This is a genomic window from Streptomyces sp. NPDC079167 (genome assembly GCF_040686735.1).
Lineage (GTDB): Bacteria > Actinomycetota > Actinomycetes > Streptomycetales > Streptomycetaceae > Streptomyces.
This window is the reverse complement of the sequence record NZ_JBFBLO010000003.1, coordinates 326,450-341,882: the sequence shown is the minus strand read 5'-3', so window position 1 is coordinate 341,882 and position 15,433 is coordinate 326,450. Positions and strand designations below refer to the sequence as shown.

The window sequence follows — 15,433 nt, the reverse complement described above, 5'->3', positions numbered from 1 at the left end:
CGCTTTGCTCGGGTGAGGGTCTCCCCTTGGCTCTTCCCCTGACAGGGGGCGCCCTGTGGAGCCATACTGTCCGGTTAAGGATGTAATTCGCAGGGGGGCACCAGTTGGCGAGCACGGGTCGTAAGAAGACTGTCGCTTTCTATGAAATCGTCAGGCCTAAGGAAGCAGGTGACCTCAGGTTTCCTCACCTCGATTGGCCACAAGTTCTGAGCAATCTTGGGCAACGAGAAATGCGGCAGCGCCGGTACCGTCACCTTGACGACGTGTACGTGGGTGACCCAATTTCCGTGCAAGGGCGTCAACATCTGGTACTGGCGCGCCTCCGGGATGGCGATATTCAACAGATCGACTGGGAGCATCAGCATATTTCCGACCTGCAACTAGAGGGAAATCGCAGCGTCGTCGACACGACGATCATCTGCTTCCTTCCCTTCGGAAATGTAATCGGCGTAATTCAAGGCAGCGCCTCAGCGCCGCGCCCCACGGCGTTGCAGCGATGGCTAAACAGCATGAACGTTGCCCATGAAGAGCTTGCAGTGATGCCCCTGGTAGGCAAGAAAGCATGGGAAAAGCTGAACAGTGCAGAAGCGGTTAATTTCTTCGAAATGCGCCTACGCCCCGGCCGAATGATGTTCCCTTCCGACGCTGACGGATTGGGGGACTTTTCGCGAAAGGCACACAAGCAGAACCCAGACGCTCTCATTACGCTCACCATGAAGATCCCAAAGCGTCGAGGTTTCGGCCGGGACACTGCTCGCTCAAGGGGCGAGAGGAGGCTTCGAGAGGACGTTCAGCATTTCATTTCAGATTTCGGCAGCCTGGTAGGCCCCGACGGATCCGTTGACCGAGCAATTGCCCACGTCACGCTATCCACTTCCGACGGCGCACTCGTGGAAGACCAGATCAATTTCGTGTCAGACCACATCACGGCGCAAAAACCCGTCGTCCTACGCAGGAGTGAGGGGCAGGCTCCTTGGTACGAGGCGGCTGTTCACGCAGTGCTCGACGTAGCCGCAGCGCATGAGAGCGAGCTCCGTGACGCTGTCAGACCCATGCCCTAGGCTCTCGGTAGCCGAAGGGGGAAGTGATGACTCGTGGGATTCAACCCATTCGAAGAGTGCATAATCTATGGAGTGAACACCCCTCCACAGACTGGCTGATTGCTGCCATTAGCGTGTCGACTCTTGGCGCCTTGCAGCACGGGCATGTACTCGATGGTCATTCACTGGATCAACGAATGAACATCTATGCAACTGTTGCTTCGGTAGCAGCGATTATCGGCGGATTCGGGACAGCGGCCATTAGTCAATATGCGACCAGCTCTGGGCGCCGAATGACATTTTTGCGTGCTCGTTTCGGGGAAAGCCTAAGACGCAACTGGGTCAGCATCCTCACCTCTATGACGGCTGTATCAGCTGGCTGCCTCGCAACGATGTTGGGTGACACAGAGCAGAATGTCGGCTGGCCTGGGTGGGCGATTGGTTTTCTTCTATTCCTAGGCCTATCCAGGGCGGTTCGACTAATTTGGCTATTCCGGCTTCTGATCGATGTATCAGATCACGACGGAACAGCGGCGCCCAGTAACGACCCGGTCAGGCTAGTCGATCCCCAAGGGCCGAGGCCCTGAGCTGTGCTCTCACGAACGACTTCTGGTATCGCTAAGTGCCTACCAGATCAATCTTCTATGGTTCCACCATGGAGCAAGAAACACCCGCCCGAAGGGAGCGCACATGCATAGAGCCAGTTCCCGTGCGGCCGACCTCGCGGCCACTGTGGCGCGTACCTACGTTCGGTACGCACCTTTAGCCGTCGGTAAGTCTGCTGTCGTTCGGAATTTCCTCAACGCATGGCTTCAGGACCATCCACGACAATCGGTGGCCCTGTCTGCGGCCGGGATACGACTCCATACGGACACCCGAGACCTAATCCAGCGGTACATCTACACCTTCGGGGTGTGGGAGCCGCCCCTGACGAAGTGGCTACAGCGCACTCTTCAGCCTGGGGACACCTTCGTGGACGCGGGCGCCAACATCGGCTACTACAGCCTGCTGGCGTCCCGCTTGGTAGGCACCTCGGGGAGCGTGGTTGCCATTGAAGCGTCCCCGGACTTCCACACTCTCCTGTCTGCCAACGTGGCCCTCAACCGGGCGAGTAACGTTCGTGCAGTCAGTGAGGCCGTCTCGGACCGATCTGAAATGCTCCACTTCATACTCGCCAGCTCGGCCAACATGGGCGCGAACAGCATCGTCCCGTATGCCGGCAAGGCGGAGTCGCAGGTAGCCGTCCCTGCCCGTCCACTGCCCGACATCCTCAGGCCATCCGAACTGGCCTCAGCTCGCGTGATCAAAGTCGATGTAGAGGGAGCTGAGGGCGCCGTGGTGCGGGGCCTCGTGCCAGCTCTTGAGCGGCTAAGGCCGGACGCGGAACTGGCTATCGAGGTCACACCCGAACGCCTAGCAAAGTTGGGCGAGACCGCTCAAGGACTGCTCGATGCGCTCGCTGCGCACGGCTTCCATCCCTACCACCTGCCCAACGACTACGAAGCAGCCAGCTATCCGAGGACCATACGAGAACACGGCCCGGCCCCACTGCGCTGGGAAGGGCCGGTCGAGGGAGAGACCGAGTTCGTGTTCTCGCGGACCGATGCCGAGAGACTCGGCTGACGTCTCCCTCTATGATCCCCGCTGAATATAACGCCGGGCTGGGGGAGTTCATGGATCTCGTTGGACAGTTGGTGACCATCGCCGCCGTGCTTGTCGGCGCACTCACCACTCACATGACAAACCACCTGATGGAGCGGCAGCGCACGAGGTACGCCATGCTGACCAGGTGGGATGAGCGGAAGCTCGATGCGTACACCGGGTACATCGACCACGTGCGTAGGTGCGTCTACTCTGCCGTGCTGCTGTACGAGGTACGGAACGGGATGCGGGCGATAGACCGGGCCGAGTCGGACCTGACACTGGAACTCGCAGAGGCGGAAGGAAGCCGGGGGCGCGCCTTCGAGCGGGTGATGCTGCTCGCTGAGAACCAAGTCATCGAGGCCGCTCATGCCGTGAATCGCGCTGCCGCCGCGATCGATTGGCAGGCTCGGGGCGCCACAGACGGGACGCTGGAGGACTGGCGAGAGCTGCACCGAACGGTCTTCAGCGCTATCAATGTCTTCCATGAGGCCGCGCGTGATGACCTCGGGGTCAACGGCAACTTTCACGGCGACGCACACTCATCCCGAGACTTGATTCTCCCGCGCGCGCCCAGAGAGAGCGGCGCCTGAGTAAGCGCATGGGCCGCGCCTCCGTGGATCGGGAGGTGCGGCCCTTCGTCGTTCCTGCCTCACTGAGCGTTAAAGCGCCAGTCGCTGAGCGACGCGAGGACCGACGCTCGGGATTCGACGACGGCCATCCTGGCCTCCCTCTCTACCTCGTCAACGTGCGCGGCCCGGCTCGTGACCTGCCCCGGCCACTTGCGGTAGAGCAGCCCAGTCTCAGCAGTGAACCACCCTGTGCTCACCGCATTCATAGCCAAGAGCAGCCCCGTGTCTTCGGATGCGGGGAGCGCCATCCACCCGCCCAGCGCCAGCAGTAGGTCTCTCCGCATGATGAGGGTGGCCGGGTGCACCTGGGCTCGATAGTCGTGAGCCCGCCAGTGCTCAAGCACTGATCCACGCTCAATCGCGCCTTCAGGCGGGTCCCCCTCAAAGCCAACAGTGGTGCCGTCTGGAAGCAGGTCCAAGACCCTGGAGGTTGCCCAGCTGACACCTGGGTTCGCGATCAGTGCTGTCAGGTCACGGGCAAGGGCTCCCGGCGTCAGCATGTCGTCGGCATCCAGAACCTTGACGTACTCGCCTTCAGCACGTGCCAGCCCCATCGTGCGAGCCATCGCAGCGCGGCCGGCGCGGCCCTGGCCGAAGCTCACGCGCGGGTCGTCGGGCACGTACGGCGTGACCGAATCCGTCCTGCCGTCCTCCTGAATCACCCACTGCCAGTCCCACCCGTCCGGAAGTTTTTGCGCGAGCAGGGACTTGTACGCGTCGGGCAGGTGGTGGGCACCTGGTCCGTGCACTGCCGTCATGACGGTCACGAGGTTGGTCATGGTCACCACCTGCCCAGAGGGCTCACGAAGAGCATTTCAGTACGGTCCCCAGGAAGCGTGATGTCGGAGAGCTCCACCACACGGCCGTGAGTGTCGACCGAAGTCTTGCGCACGATCAGCACCGAGACTCCTGCTGTCAGGCCGAGACGCTCCAGCTCTTCGACAGTCGGAGGCCGAGCCGTAACCCGCTCCGTGATCCGATCCAGCTCGATACCGATCGTATGGAGCTGCGCTTGCGTGCCCCCGGGCCACGGCTCGTTGTCGGCATCGAGCAGATCAGGGTTGCCCGCCACGACGTCCCGTACGAGGTATGACCTGACCAGAGCGAACGGGGCATCCTCCTGGTTGTAGCGGGTCCGGTACCGGCGTTCCAGAAGTTCCGTGCCGGCGGGAATGCCGAAGGCTTGGGCGAGGTCCGCGTTCGCGGTCGTGACCTCATACTCCGCCTGAAACACGAGGTCATCGACTACCAAGCCGGTGTCGTGCTCAGTCGCGCCGGTCTTCTCCCGCTCAGCCTTCGGCTGACGGGCTCGGTCCTTCTCCCACTGATGCCGTTCGTTCGTGCGGTAGATGATGGTCCGCGGCTGACGGACGAAGTTGCCTGTGCCATGGCGCTTCTCTATCAACCCCTCCCCCTGGATCACGCCCAGCGCTTGGCGAATCGTCGGGACGCTGACCTTGAAACGGTCCGCGAGGGCGGATTCCGACGGCAGCCGGTCCCCCGGGTTGAGCTGTCCTGCACGGATCTCTGTCCGCAACGCGTCCGCGATCGTCTCGTAGCGCTTGGCCATGTGGTGCTCACCATCCCTGATCGTTGGGCGATCTCAGCATAAGTCCTCAAGAGGAGTTGATGACTCCTAGGTTGAGGCGTCATAGTCCGACCACCGACGAAGTCGACTTCGAGTACGTTCCGGGCCCCGAGCAGGCAGGGGAGCTACTGGCAGCGGTACGTGCAAGCGGTCCCCGGGGGCGCCCTCTGCACGCCTTCTTCGGATGCATGTATTACGCGGCGATGCGGCCGGCAGAAGTGGCTGGCCTGAAGCGGAGCCACTGCAAACTGCCGGAGCAGGGCTGGGGCGAGTTGGTGCTGTCCAAGAGCCGACCGGAAGTCGGAGCGGGCTGGACGGACGACGGTAACTCCTACGAAGAACGCGGCTTGAAGCGTCGTGCACGCAAGGCCACCCGCCCGGTCCCGATTCCCCCTGTCCTGGTCGCGCTCCTGCGCGGGCACTTGGACGAGCACGGCACCGCGCCTGACGGTCGCCTTTTTCGAGCGGTACGGGGCGGCCGGGTTCGCTCGACCGAGTACACCGAGGTCTGGCAGGCGGCAAGGATCGAAGCTGTCCACCGAGGAAGTGACGACGCCTCTCGCCAAGGTGCCGTACTCCTTGCGGCACGCCGGCGTCTCCCTCTGGATCAAAGCCGGGGTAGACCCGGTGGAGGTCGCGCGGCGCGCTGGCCACAGCCCGGCCGTGCTGTGGAAGTTCTACGCCAAGATCCTGCGCGGCCACCAAGACGCGTCGACCGCATGATCGATGCTGCTCTGCAAGTGCGCCGCGACGCCTGAGCAGCGTGGCCACCTTGGCCACGGGTTGGCCACACACCCTGGTCAACGCTGGGATACGGGCGGTCGGGGTGAGACCGGGTGAACGCAGAGGGCGGGTCTCCACTTCGGAGACCCGCCCTTTGACCTGCTACTTCTCTGACCTGGCGGTGGGTGTGGGATTTGAACCCACGGTGACATCGCTGCCACGACGGTTTTCAAGACCGTTCCCTTAGGCCGCTCGGGCAACCCACCCCGCGTCGTCGCCGGTCCCGGTGGCCCGGGTCGGCTCGATGCGTGGAACAGCCTAGCCGGTCAGCTGTCGCCCTTGCGCTCGCCCAGGGTGAGTTCGGCCGTGGACGTCTTGCCGTCGCGCTGGTAGGTGAGCGTGACCTTGTCGCCCGGCTTGTGCGTCCAGATCTCGCCGATCAGTGTCGGGCCGCTCTCGACCGTCGTGTCGTTGAACTTGGTGATCACATCACCGGCCTTCAGACCCGCCTGGGCCGCCGGGCCGTTCGGAGTGACGGCGGGGGTGCCGCCCGCGCCCTCGTCCGAGATGACGGCGCCGCCGGTCTTCTCCTCCATCGTCACCGTCGCGCCGATCACCGGGTAGACCGGCTGGCCCGTCTTGATCAGCTGTTCGGCGACGTTCTTCGCCTGGTTGACGGGAATCGCGAAGCCGAGACCGATGGAGCCCGCCTGGGACTGGCCGACGCCGCCGCCGCTGGTGGACTGGATGGCCGAGTTGATACCGATGACCGCGCCGCCCGCGTCCAGGAGCGGACCGCCCGAGTTGCCCGGGTTGATCGATGCGTCCGTCTGAAGGGCGCTCATGTACGAGTTCTTGTTGCTGGAACCGTCACCGGAGGCGACCGGGCGGTTCTTCGCGCTGATGATGCCCGTGGTGACCGTGTTGGAGAGGCCGAAGGGCGCGCCGATCGCGATGGTGGAATCGCCCACCGCGACCTTGTCGGAGTCTCCCAGGGCGAGCGGGGTCAGTCCGTCCGGGGCGTTCTTCAGCTTGAGCACGGCCACGTCGTAGCCCTGGGCCCGGCCGACGACCTCGGCGTCGTACTTCTTGCCGTTGGAGAACGTCGCGGTCAGCTGGCCGCTGTCCGCCGCGGAGGCCACCACGTGGTTGTTCGTGAGGATGTGGCCCTCCTTGTCGTACACGAACCCGGTGCCCGTGCCGCCCTCGCCGTCGCCGGACTGCGCGTCGATGGTGACCACGCTGGGCAGCGCGCCCGCCGCGACACCCGCAATCGTCCCCGGGTCGCGCTTGAAGTCCTTCGGGCTGTTGGAGGCGGCGACCGTGGTCGAGCCGGAGGAGCCGGAGTCGTTGCTGTCCGCGGCCCAGTAGCCGAGGGCTCCGCCGACGCCGCCGGCGACCAGCGCGGCCACCGCCACGGCGGCGACCAGGCCGCTCGCACGGCGCTTGCGCGGGCGCTCGGGCTCCGAGTGCTCCGGGGCTCCCCAGACCGGAGGGCTGCCGCCGTCGGCGTACGAGGGGATGGCCGGAGGGGGCGGCGGCCAGGCGGCCGAGCCGGCCGGAGGCTGCTGCGGTGACGGCGGCGCGTACGGGTGATGCTCGGGCCCCGCGGCGGGCGGCTCGGCGCCTGTCTGGTGCGTCGCGGCCGGAATGTGGGCCGTCGGCGCGTCCGAAGGAGCGGCAGGCGGGGCCTCCGGGGCGGGCGGACCGCCCTGCGGGGTGCCCTCAGGAGCGGCAGCCGGCACGGGAGGTGCGGACGGAACAGACGGTACGGACGGAACCGCGTTGCCCTCGTTGCCCTCGTTCTCGGTGCTCACAGCTCTTTACTCCTCGGTTCCACTCGGCATTCGGCAAGAGATCCGCTGTGCACGTGTCTGCAGTCAGCTTTTCCCACAGCACGTCAGGCCACTGTAAGCAGGACCTGTGCATCCGCACACCAATCTTTACATCAGGCAAAACGGTCCTACGCAACAAGGTGTCAGCACCTGACGCGTCTCGGTGACACCATGACGCGGTGACCCACGCACGCCTACCCTCACCACAGCCTCCCATCCAGGTCATCGCCCACCGCGGCGCCTCGGACGACGCCCCTGAGCACACGCTGGCCGCGTACCGGAAGGCCGTCGAGGACGGTGCGGACGCCCTGGAGTGCGATGTCCGTCTCACCGCGGACGGGCAGCTCGTCTGTGTGCACGACCGCAGGGTGAACCGCACGTCGAACGGCCGGGGTGCCGTCTCCGCCCTGGAACTGGCCGATCTCGCCGCCCTCGACTTCGGCTCCTGGAAGAACCACGCGAAGGACCACGAGGAGTCCCCGGACTGGGACCCGGTGCCGGGCGAGCTCACCTCCGTGCTCACCCTGGAACGGCTCCTCGAGCTGGCCCACGACGTCCGGGCGGGCGGCCGTCCGCTCCAGCTGGCCATCGAGACCAAGCACCCCACGCGCTGGGCAGGACAGGTCGAGGAGCGGCTGCTCCATCTGCTCAAGCGGTTCGGCCTGCACGCTCCGCCGGCCGACGGGCCGTCCCCGGTACGTGTCATGAGTTTCTCCGCGCGGTCCCTGTACCGCGTCCGGGCCGCGGCCCCCACCCTGCCCACCGTCTTCCTGATGCAGTTCGTCTCACCGAGGCTGCGCGACGGGCGGCTCCCCGCGGGGGCCCGGATCGCCGGCCCGGGGATGCGGATCGTACGCAATCACCCCGGATACATCGAACGGCTGCACAGAGCGGGACACCGGGTGCACGTGTGGACCGTGAACGAGCCGGAGGACGTCGAGCTCTGCGTACGCCTGGGGGTGGAGGCAATCATCACGAACCGCCCGAAACAGGTTCTTTCGCAACTTGGCCGCTCTTAACATCAGTTACCCGGGGTGCACCGGCGCATTCGTTCCGCAATCGATCGTTACGAGTGCATCACTGACAGGGCCTTGGCCGGTTTCCGGTGCAGCCCACGGGGGCATCCAATCCGTGGCGTGGGGCAAAGGAGGTCTCGGGGGTGGCGTTTGTGGTGGCACAGGAAGTGCCCGCGTCGTCGAGCATGGCCGTACCCCATGGCCCTGCGGGCGTGGGGCGGGCGAGGCACTGCATGCGCGAGCAGCTGCGCAGCAACGGGGTCTCGGACACCGTGGTCGACGACGCTGTACTGATCCTTTCCGAACTCCTCAGCAACGCCTGTCGGCACGGCAGGCCGCTGGGGCGGCACTCAGAGGTGGGGGACGGCGACATCCGCGCCGCGTGGCGCGTGGAGAGAACGGGTGACCTGACCGTCGAGGTCACGGACGGCGGCGGGCCGACCAGGCCGGTCCCGGCAACACCGTCGGTCACCGCGCGCGGTGGACGCGGGCTCAACATCATCAGCGCCCTCGCCCAGGAGTGGGGCGTACGGGACGACACGGCCGGCGAGGTCACCGTCTGGGCCCTCGTCTCCGCGGGCCCCGGCACTGGCGGCTTCAGGACGGCGTCCCCGGGCCCCGGGAGGTCCGCACGCCGCGAGCGGTCCGGTCTCGACGGACTGGACGGACTGGACGGACTGGGCTCGATGAGTGGATTCGGCTCGCTGGAGGGTCTGGAACTCGCCGACGCTCTCGAAGCCTTCGACGACGCGGGCTGAGAGCGGTTCGACGCGCGGCACAGTGGAGCCTTCTGTTCGCGGCACGGTGGAGCCTTCTGCTCGCGGCACGGTGGAGCGCTCGGCCCGCGGCGGGGGCCGGAACATTCGGCGCGCGGCACGGTGTGACAGGCGGCGAGGGTGCCACGGCGGATGGACCACGGCGGGTACGCCCCGGCGAGTGTGCCCCGGCCGTCACAGGGACGGCTAGGCTCGCGCCCGAGACCGCACTGTCGCAATCGGGAGAACGCCCACCATGGCCAAGAAGCGCCCTCAGTCCAAGGCCGGGAAGCCGCAGCTCAAGGACGGTGAAATCCCGGTCGTAGGGGCTCGTGAGCCCTGCCCGTGCGGTTCGGGCCGCCGTTACAAGGCGTGTCACGGGCGCGCCGCCGCCCACGCCGTGACCGAGCTGGTCCAGCGCCCCTTCGAGGGAATCTCCGGGGAGTGCGACTGGATCGCTCTGCGCGAGCTGGTCCCGGCCGCCACCGTCGAGCTGACGCTGAAGGACGGGCTCCCCGAGGGCGTACCGTCCGTGTCGCTCGCGACCGTGCTGCCGATGGCCTGGCCGGCGTTGCGCCGCGACGACGGCTCCGTCCTTCTCGCCCTGCAGAACGACACCTCGTCCGGTGACCTCAGCCGCGATCTCGCGGACACCCTCCAGCGCGCGCTGGAGGCCGAGCCCGGCTCCCCTGTCACCGCCCGCCGGGTTCCTGCCGACGGCCCGCGCCTGCAGGACGTCCTCGACCCCGGCGCCGCGTTCGAGCCGGTCGTGCACTCCGGCTTCGAATTCTGGGTCCCGGACGCGGAGAACGCCTCGGCGGAGGTCTCGGCATCGCTGGAGCGTGCCAACGCGGCCGCCATCCCCACCACCCGGCTCTCCGGCGTGGACGCGGCCTACTGGTGCGAGACGCCGGACAAGAACCACCTGCGCTGGGTCATGCCGCACCCCGAGGAGCAGCTCCTCGACGCCCTCGCCCGGCTGCACGCGGCGGGCGCCTCCTCGCTCGGCGAGGAGACCCGCCTGGTGGGTTCCTTCCGTGCGCACGGGCTCATGGTCCCGGTCTGGGACCTGCCGAGCGCGATGGGGGCCGAGGACTGCGAGAAGCCCGCGGCGGAGTTCGCGGAGCGGCTCGCCGGAGCGCTCGCCTCGGACGCTCCGCTGACGGCCGATGAGCGCCGCGCACGCGGGGGGCTCACCAACCGCCAAGTGACGCTCAGCTGACAGTGACGAGAGCGGGGACGCGGCGGTGACGCCCGTCACAACTCCCCGTACCCGTCGGTAAATCGGTGTCCGAATAGGCGAGATCGAATTTGCTAACGGCAGATCTCTTGTTACGGTTCTGGAAGTCCGGTCGCTGGTGCATCCCCCGTCGCCAGCGGCCGGACGTCCTCGTTTCCAGGCCCGTGCGCCCGGGGCGCACGCCGGAGCACTCGGCTCACCGGCGGCCTGCGGCGACTGACCGGCCCCACCTGCCGACCGTCTCGGCGGATCGCCCGCCCGACAGGCTCGCGCCCGTCAACTCCCCTGTACGGGGCAGGGGCCCGGCGCAGCGCCGGAGCGGCGCGCACCCCAGGCCCCCCGGCACACCGGGCGCTCGCTTTCGGACAGAAAGCCACGATGCCGCCGGGCACCGGGAAAGAGCCCCCGGCACCCGGGAAACATTCACACCGGCCGCACCGCGCGCACCGTTTGCGCAATCCGCGAAAAGGCCGCCAGAAAGCCTGCGGGCACCGGTTTTTGCCCGGATGCAATTACATCTTCCTGGTGCGGGCCGGCCGTGACGCACGGAAACCGGGCGGCTTCACACCCCTGAACGAGTGAGCCGCCCGCTGTTCCCGCGTCGGTCGGTCGACCACCGCCCGCTCAGTAGGCGAGCCGGCTCCCGCCGTCCGGAGCGCTGTTGCTCGCCTCGACGAGCGCGTCCAGGACGGACTCCACATCCGGGAGCCACGGCGCGGCGTTCCCCGCCTCCGGCGCGCGTTCCCAGCGCACCTGCCCCGTGCCCACCTCGGACGGGGGCAGGATGAGATAACCGCCCTCACCGTGGAACCGCAGAGAGCTGGGCACCCGGTCCTTGGCGTGCAGCAGTTCGCCGAGCCGTTCCAGGGTGTAGGGCTCGACCAGCAGCGACCACCTGGTGGGTGTCGCCACCACGGGGCCGAGCCGCAGCCCCATGCCGTCGAGCGCGGTCAGGGCCCGGGCACCGGCGACGGCCGGCAGGCTCAGCGCGCAGGGCGCCTGACCCCCGGTGGCCAGGACGACGGGCGCGGTAGGCCGGTTGGTCCACCACCAGCGCACCATGCGCGCGTCGGTGGTCGCCGCGAGCAGGCCCGGGTCGAAGGGATGTGCGCCCGGTACGGCGCACTCGGGATCAGGACAGGCGCAGCCGCGGCCGCGTTCACCGCGTACGGCTCCCGTCGCAAGCCCTGCTCCGGGGAGCACGGGCCACTTCCGGACGGTGGCACAGGCCAGCGCCGCGTCGAGCTGGGCGGAACTTGCCTTGCGCCGGGGCCGGTGCCTGCGTCGCCTTCCGAGGATCTCGCGCATGAGCGCTCGTTCCTTTCCGTTGAACGCCGAGGTCCACATCGCACCACGTGCTCGTTACACCACGTGTGCGTCTCTTCGCTGTGCGTGCTTGCTCATCGGGTCTGCGGTACGGACGTCAGTCGGTGCCGAGCGTGAGCCGAGCCGAGCAGAGTGGAACCGAACAGAATGGAGCTGAGCCGAGTCGAACCGAGTTGAACCGAGCCGAGTCCAGTCAAAACATCACGCGGTCGGCGTGCGCATCGCGCGTGCCGTCCCTTGTGCAATCCCGCCACTCGGGGCGGTGGGCGGGCGGCCGTCACCTGTAAGGACGCCCGGGCTCGCTGTCGGGTTCCGGGGCGGTCACAACTGCCCCCGGCCATCCACGATTACGTACCCCGCATGACCGGGATGACGCTCCCTCCGGCATTTCACCCCGAGGGCTCTCCCTGTCGAGCACGCCCAGTCGATCGCAAAAAACCGCCCGGGGGTGCATTTTTCGGCCAAGTTGGCTGCCTCATGGACACCATAAATACCGCAAGGACAATGCTGGACATCACCTCAGTTGTGCGTGTAGATGTGGGTGCGTGTACATGTGGTTGCACCGATAGCGGCGCAGAACGACATGGGGGTTTGCGATGCTATTCGACAAAACGCACCAGTCGGAAAGCCGATTGCCATGAGCGCCCCCCACCTTCCGAAAGTGGCTGGAATCGATCCCATGGTTCCCGTTTCAACGCACACTGCCGCGCCCACGGAAGTCGTGCCCGTCGCGCCGGTCGCCTTCATCCAGGACCGGCTGGCCGGCTGGGTCTCCGACCTCACCACGCTGCACGAACTCACCGAGCGGCTGGCCGGGACCAGCACCCTGGACAGCGCTCTCGACGAGCTCCTGACCGCCGGGGCGGCACTCGTCGGCGCGGGCCGCGGGCTTCTCGTCCTCGAACCGGCCGACGGCCGCGGGCCGTCCCGCACGGTCGGACTCGGCCTCGCCCGGGCCGACCTCGGACACATCGAGACGGTGCCGCGCAGCGCCACCTCGTACGGCCGGTTCCTCGACGGCCTCCCTGATACCGACGGCCCCCTGGCCAGCCCCGACATCCTCGGCGACTCCGGCCTCGATCCACGCTGCCGCGAGGTCGCCGCCCGGCTCGGCTACGCCGCCAGCTACGCACAGCCCCTCGCCACCGGAACCGCCGGCCGGCTCGGCGCGGCCGTCTGGCTCTACGACGAACCGGCGGAACCCCTGGAACGCCAGTGCCATCTCGTCGGGGTGTACGCCCGCTACGCCTCGGAACACGTCGCCCGCCTCCTCGAACTCGAACGCGCCAGGGCGGATGCCGCAGTCGTCGCCGAGGAGCTCCTCCCCAGCAGGCTGCCCCGGGTCCCCGGAGTGCGGCTGGCCGCCCGCCGCCGTGCCGCGCCTTCGGGCGGCGGTGACTGGTACGACGCGCTGCCGCTCCCGGACGAGGCCCTCGGCCTGGCCGTCGGATCGGTCGGCGGCTCGGGGCCTGCCGCCCTGGCCGCCATGGGCCGGCTCCGCGCAGGGCTGCGGGCCTACGCCGTGATGGAGGGCGAGGACCCCGTCGCCGTACTCTCCGACCTCGAACTGCTGCTGCGGCTGACCGAACCGGCCTCCGCGGCGACCGCCCTCTACGCGTACTGCGAACCCGACCGGCGCACGATCGTGTTCGCCGGCGCGGGGCACACACCGCCGCTGGTGACCGGCGAGCGACGCACCGAATTCGTGGAGACGACCCTCTCCGCACCGCTGGGCATGCTGTCCTGCTGGCAGGCGCCGAGCGTGGAATTCACGCCCCGGGCCGGCGAAACGGTGCTGTTCTACACCGACGCGCTGCTGCGCCGTACCGGTGACACCAGGGACCGGGCGTTCGCACGGCTGCACTCGGCGGCGGCCGGGGTGCCGAAGGTCCTGCGCCAGGACCCCGGGGCCGTCGCGGACCACGTCCTGCAGACCCTCCTGTCCGACGGCGCGAACGGGAACGACGGCGCCGAGGACGTCGCCCTGCTGGCCGCGCGCTTCGACTGAGATCCCGGCCGCCGGCCCCCCGGGGACCGCCGGTCGCGGCCCCGGACGTGTAAGAGGTCTTCCGGCACTGGGCCCCCTTCCGTACGCCCGTACGATGGAGAAGGCCCAGTGTCGCACAAGGAGGACAAAACGTGTCTGAGGAGCTCGCCCCGGAGACCCCGGAAACAGCAGAAGCAGAGCCGATCAAGCAGCGGAAGAACGGCCTGTACCCGGGCATTTCCGATGAGCTCGCCGAGAACATGAAGTCCGGCTGGGCCGACACGGAGCTGCACGGCCTGGAGCCGATCGCCCAGGCCTCGTACACCGCCGCCCGTCGCGCGGCGCTCTCCGCGCGCTTCCCCGGCGAGCGGCTCGTCATTCCCGCGGGCAACCTGAAGACCCGCTCCAACGACACCGAGTACGCCTTCCGCCCTTCCACCGAGTACGCGTACCTCACCGGTGACCTGACGCAGGACGGCGTCCTGGTCCTCGAGCCGTCCGGGGGCGGGCACACGGCGACGGTCTACCTCCTGCCCCGCTCCGACCGTGAGAACGGCGAGTTCTGGCTCGACGGCCAGGGTGAGCTGTGGGTCGGCCGCCGCAACTCCCTCACCGAGGCCGAGCAGCTGCTCGGCATCCCGGCGAAGGACGTCCGCGAACTCCCGGCCGCCCTGGCCGAGGCCACCGGCCCGGTGCGCAACGTCCGCGGTCACGACGCGGGCATCGAAGCCGCCCTGACCGACAAGGTCACCGCGGAGCGCGACGAGGAGCTGCGCGTCTTCCTCTCCGAGGCCCGTCTGGTCAAGGACGCCTTCGAGATCGCCGAGCTGCAGAAGGCCTGCGACGCCACGGCGCGCGGCTTCGAGGACGTCGTCAAGGTCCTCGACAGGGCCGAGGCGACGAGCGAGCGCTACATCGAGGGCACCTTCTTCCTGCGCGCCCGCGTCGACGGCAACGACATCGGTTACGGCTCGATCTGCGCGGCCGGCCCCCACGCCACCACGCTGCACTGGGTCCGCAACGACGGCGCGGTCCGCTCCGGCGAGCTCCTGCTGCTCGACGCGGGCGTGGAGACCGACGAGCTCTACACCGCCGACGTGACCCGCACGCTGCCGATCAACGGCACGTTCTCGCCGCTGCAGCGGAAGATATACGACGCGGTGTACGAGGCCCAGGAGGCCGGCATCGCGGCCGTGAAGCCCGGCGCCGCCTTCCGCGACTTCCACGACGCCGCCCAGCGGGTCCTGGCGCAGAAGCTGGTCGAGTGGGGTCTGCTGGGCGACCTGTCCGTGGACAAGGTCCTGGAGCTGGGCCTCCAGCGCCGCTGGACGCTGCACGGCACCGGCCACATGCTCGGCATGGACGTCCACGACTGCGCCGTCGCGCGCACGGAGTCGTACGTCGACGGCACCCTGGAGCCCGGGGTCTGCCTCACGGTCGAGCCCGGACTCTACTTCCAGGCCGACGACCTGACCGTGCCCGAGGAGTACCGGGGGATCGGCGTCCGGATCGAGGACGACATCCTCGTGACCGAGGACGGCAACCGCAACCTGTCCGCCACGCTTCCCCGCCGGGCCGACGAGGTCGAGGCGTGGATGGCCCGGCTCAAGGGCTGACACGGCCGGCGCGGAAGGCCGCGCCCCGTGCCAC

The 15,433-nt window shown here is 67.9% G+C and carries 13 protein-coding genes and 1 tRNA gene; 9 read left to right on the top strand and 5 right to left on the bottom strand.

The annotated features are described in order from the left end of the window. The first annotated feature begins 104 nt into the window (after window positions 1-104). From AB0P41_RS09190 to AB0P41_RS09180, 3 genes are all read left to right on the top strand, one after another. Window positions 105-1,061, top strand: coding sequence for a hypothetical protein (locus AB0P41_RS09190; protein ID WP_356708923.1), 957 nt, complete (start codon window positions 105-107; stop codon window positions 1,059-1,061). A gap of 669 nt (window positions 1,062-1,730) precedes the next feature. Continuing rightward, window positions 1,731-2,663, top strand: a complete 933-nt coding sequence (locus AB0P41_RS09185) for an FkbM family methyltransferase (protein WP_356708925.1) — start codon at window positions 1,731-1,733, stop codon at window positions 2,661-2,663. Between the two features lie 11 nt (window positions 2,664-2,674). Continuing rightward, a complete protein-coding gene (locus AB0P41_RS09180; RefSeq protein ID WP_365931067.1) occupies window positions 2,675-3,274 on the top strand; it encodes a hypothetical protein in 600 nt (199 codons plus the stop codon). Window positions 3,275-3,333: 59 nt separating this feature from the next. On the opposite strand, the gene AB0P41_RS09175 is transcribed toward AB0P41_RS09180, so the two are convergent. Both AB0P41_RS09175 and AB0P41_RS09170 read right to left on the bottom strand, forming a co-directional pair. Continuing rightward, window positions 3,334-4,092: a glycosyltransferase family 2 protein gene (locus AB0P41_RS09175; protein WP_365931065.1), complete on the bottom strand. Its 759-nt coding sequence runs from the start codon at window positions 4,090-4,092 to the stop codon at window positions 3,334-3,336. 2 nt (window positions 4,093-4,094) lie between these two features. Further along, a complete protein-coding gene (locus AB0P41_RS09170) occupies window positions 4,095-4,883 on the bottom strand; it encodes a GntR family transcriptional regulator (RefSeq protein ID WP_356708931.1) in 789 nt (262 codons plus the stop codon). Window positions 4,884-5,447: 564 nt separating this feature from the next. On the opposite strand from AB0P41_RS09170, the gene AB0P41_RS09165 reads away from it, so the two are divergent. Further along, the gene (locus AB0P41_RS09165) at window positions 5,448-5,624 is read left to right on the top strand and encodes a hypothetical protein (protein WP_365931064.1); all 177 of its coding nucleotides are present in this window, start codon (window positions 5,448-5,450) and stop codon (window positions 5,622-5,624) included. A gap of 176 nt (window positions 5,625-5,800) precedes the next feature. On the opposite strand, the gene AB0P41_RS09160 is transcribed toward AB0P41_RS09165, so the two are convergent. Beyond that, window positions 5,801-5,890, bottom strand: a tRNA-Ser gene (locus AB0P41_RS09160). Between the two features lie 60 nt (window positions 5,891-5,950). Next, entirely contained in the window at window positions 5,951-7,441 is a 1,491-nt protein-coding gene (locus tag AB0P41_RS09155; protein WP_365931062.1) for a trypsin-like peptidase domain-containing protein, read from the bottom strand. Between the two features lie 197 nt (window positions 7,442-7,638). Between AB0P41_RS09155 and AB0P41_RS09150 the strand changes: the two genes are divergently transcribed. The 3 genes from AB0P41_RS09150 (at window position 7,639) to AB0P41_RS09140 (ending at window position 10,452) form a co-directional block, all read left to right on the top strand. Beyond that, window positions 7,639-8,478, top strand: coding sequence for a glycerophosphodiester phosphodiesterase (locus AB0P41_RS09150; protein ID WP_356708937.1), 840 nt, complete (start codon window positions 7,639-7,641; stop codon window positions 8,476-8,478). 182 nt (window positions 8,479-8,660) lie between these two features. Then, window positions 8,661-9,233 carry an ATP-binding protein gene (locus tag AB0P41_RS09145; RefSeq protein ID WP_356709439.1) on the top strand — a complete coding sequence of 191 codons (573 nt, stop codon included), beginning with the start codon at window positions 8,661-8,663 and terminating at the stop codon, window positions 9,231-9,233. 253 nt (window positions 9,234-9,486) lie between these two features. Beyond that, window positions 9,487-10,452: a DUF5926 family protein gene (locus AB0P41_RS09140; RefSeq protein WP_365931060.1), complete on the top strand. Its 966-nt coding sequence runs from the start codon at window positions 9,487-9,489 to the stop codon at window positions 10,450-10,452. 642 nt (window positions 10,453-11,094) lie between these two features. On the opposite strand, the gene AB0P41_RS09135 is transcribed toward AB0P41_RS09140, so the two are convergent. Continuing rightward, complete coding sequence (locus AB0P41_RS09135; protein WP_356708940.1) at window positions 11,095-11,778, bottom strand: bifunctional DNA primase/polymerase; 684 nt, start codon at window positions 11,776-11,778, stop codon at window positions 11,095-11,097. A gap of 601 nt (window positions 11,779-12,379) precedes the next feature. On the opposite strand from AB0P41_RS09135, the gene AB0P41_RS09130 reads away from it, so the two are divergent. Together AB0P41_RS09130 and AB0P41_RS09125 are read left to right on the top strand one after the other, a co-directional pair. Further along, entirely contained in the window at window positions 12,380-13,804 is a 1,425-nt protein-coding gene (locus tag AB0P41_RS09130) for a PP2C family protein-serine/threonine phosphatase (RefSeq protein ID WP_365931058.1), read from the top strand. Window positions 13,805-13,935: 131 nt separating this feature from the next. Next, on the top strand, window positions 13,936-15,399 hold the full coding sequence (locus tag AB0P41_RS09125) for an aminopeptidase P family protein (protein ID WP_365931056.1): 1,464 nt from the start codon (window positions 13,936-13,938) through the stop codon (window positions 15,397-15,399). Window positions 15,400-15,433 lie beyond the last annotated feature (34 nt).

Bases quoted from the DNA above. Each gene is read 5' to 3' on its own strand.
- AB0P41_RS09185 (WP_356708925.1), top strand. From the start codon at position 1,731: ATGCATAGAGCCAGTTCCCGTGCGGCCGACCTCGCGGCCACTGTGGCG.
- AB0P41_RS09180 (WP_365931067.1), top strand. From the start codon at position 2,675: ATGATCCCCGCTGAATATAACGCCGGGCTGGGGGAGTTCATGGATCTC.
- AB0P41_RS09175 (WP_365931065.1), bottom strand. From the start codon at position 4,092: ATGACCAACCTCGTGACCGTCATGACGGCAGTGCACGGACCAGGTGCC.
- AB0P41_RS09170 (WP_356708931.1), bottom strand. From the start codon at position 4,883: ATGGCCAAGCGCTACGAGACGATCGCGGACGCGTTGCGGACAGAGATC.
- AB0P41_RS09145 (WP_356709439.1), top strand. From the start codon at position 8,661: ATGGCCGTACCCCATGGCCCTGCGGGCGTGGGGCGGGCGAGGCACTGC.
- AB0P41_RS09140 (WP_365931060.1), top strand. From the start codon at position 9,487: ATGGCCAAGAAGCGCCCTCAGTCCAAGGCCGGGAAGCCGCAGCTCAAG.
- AB0P41_RS09135 (WP_356708940.1), bottom strand. From the start codon at position 11,778: ATGCGCGAGATCCTCGGAAGGCGACGCAGGCACCGGCCCCGGCGCAAG.
- AB0P41_RS09130 (WP_365931058.1), top strand. From the start codon at position 12,380: ATGGGGGTTTGCGATGCTATTCGACAAAACGCACCAGTCGGAAAGCCG.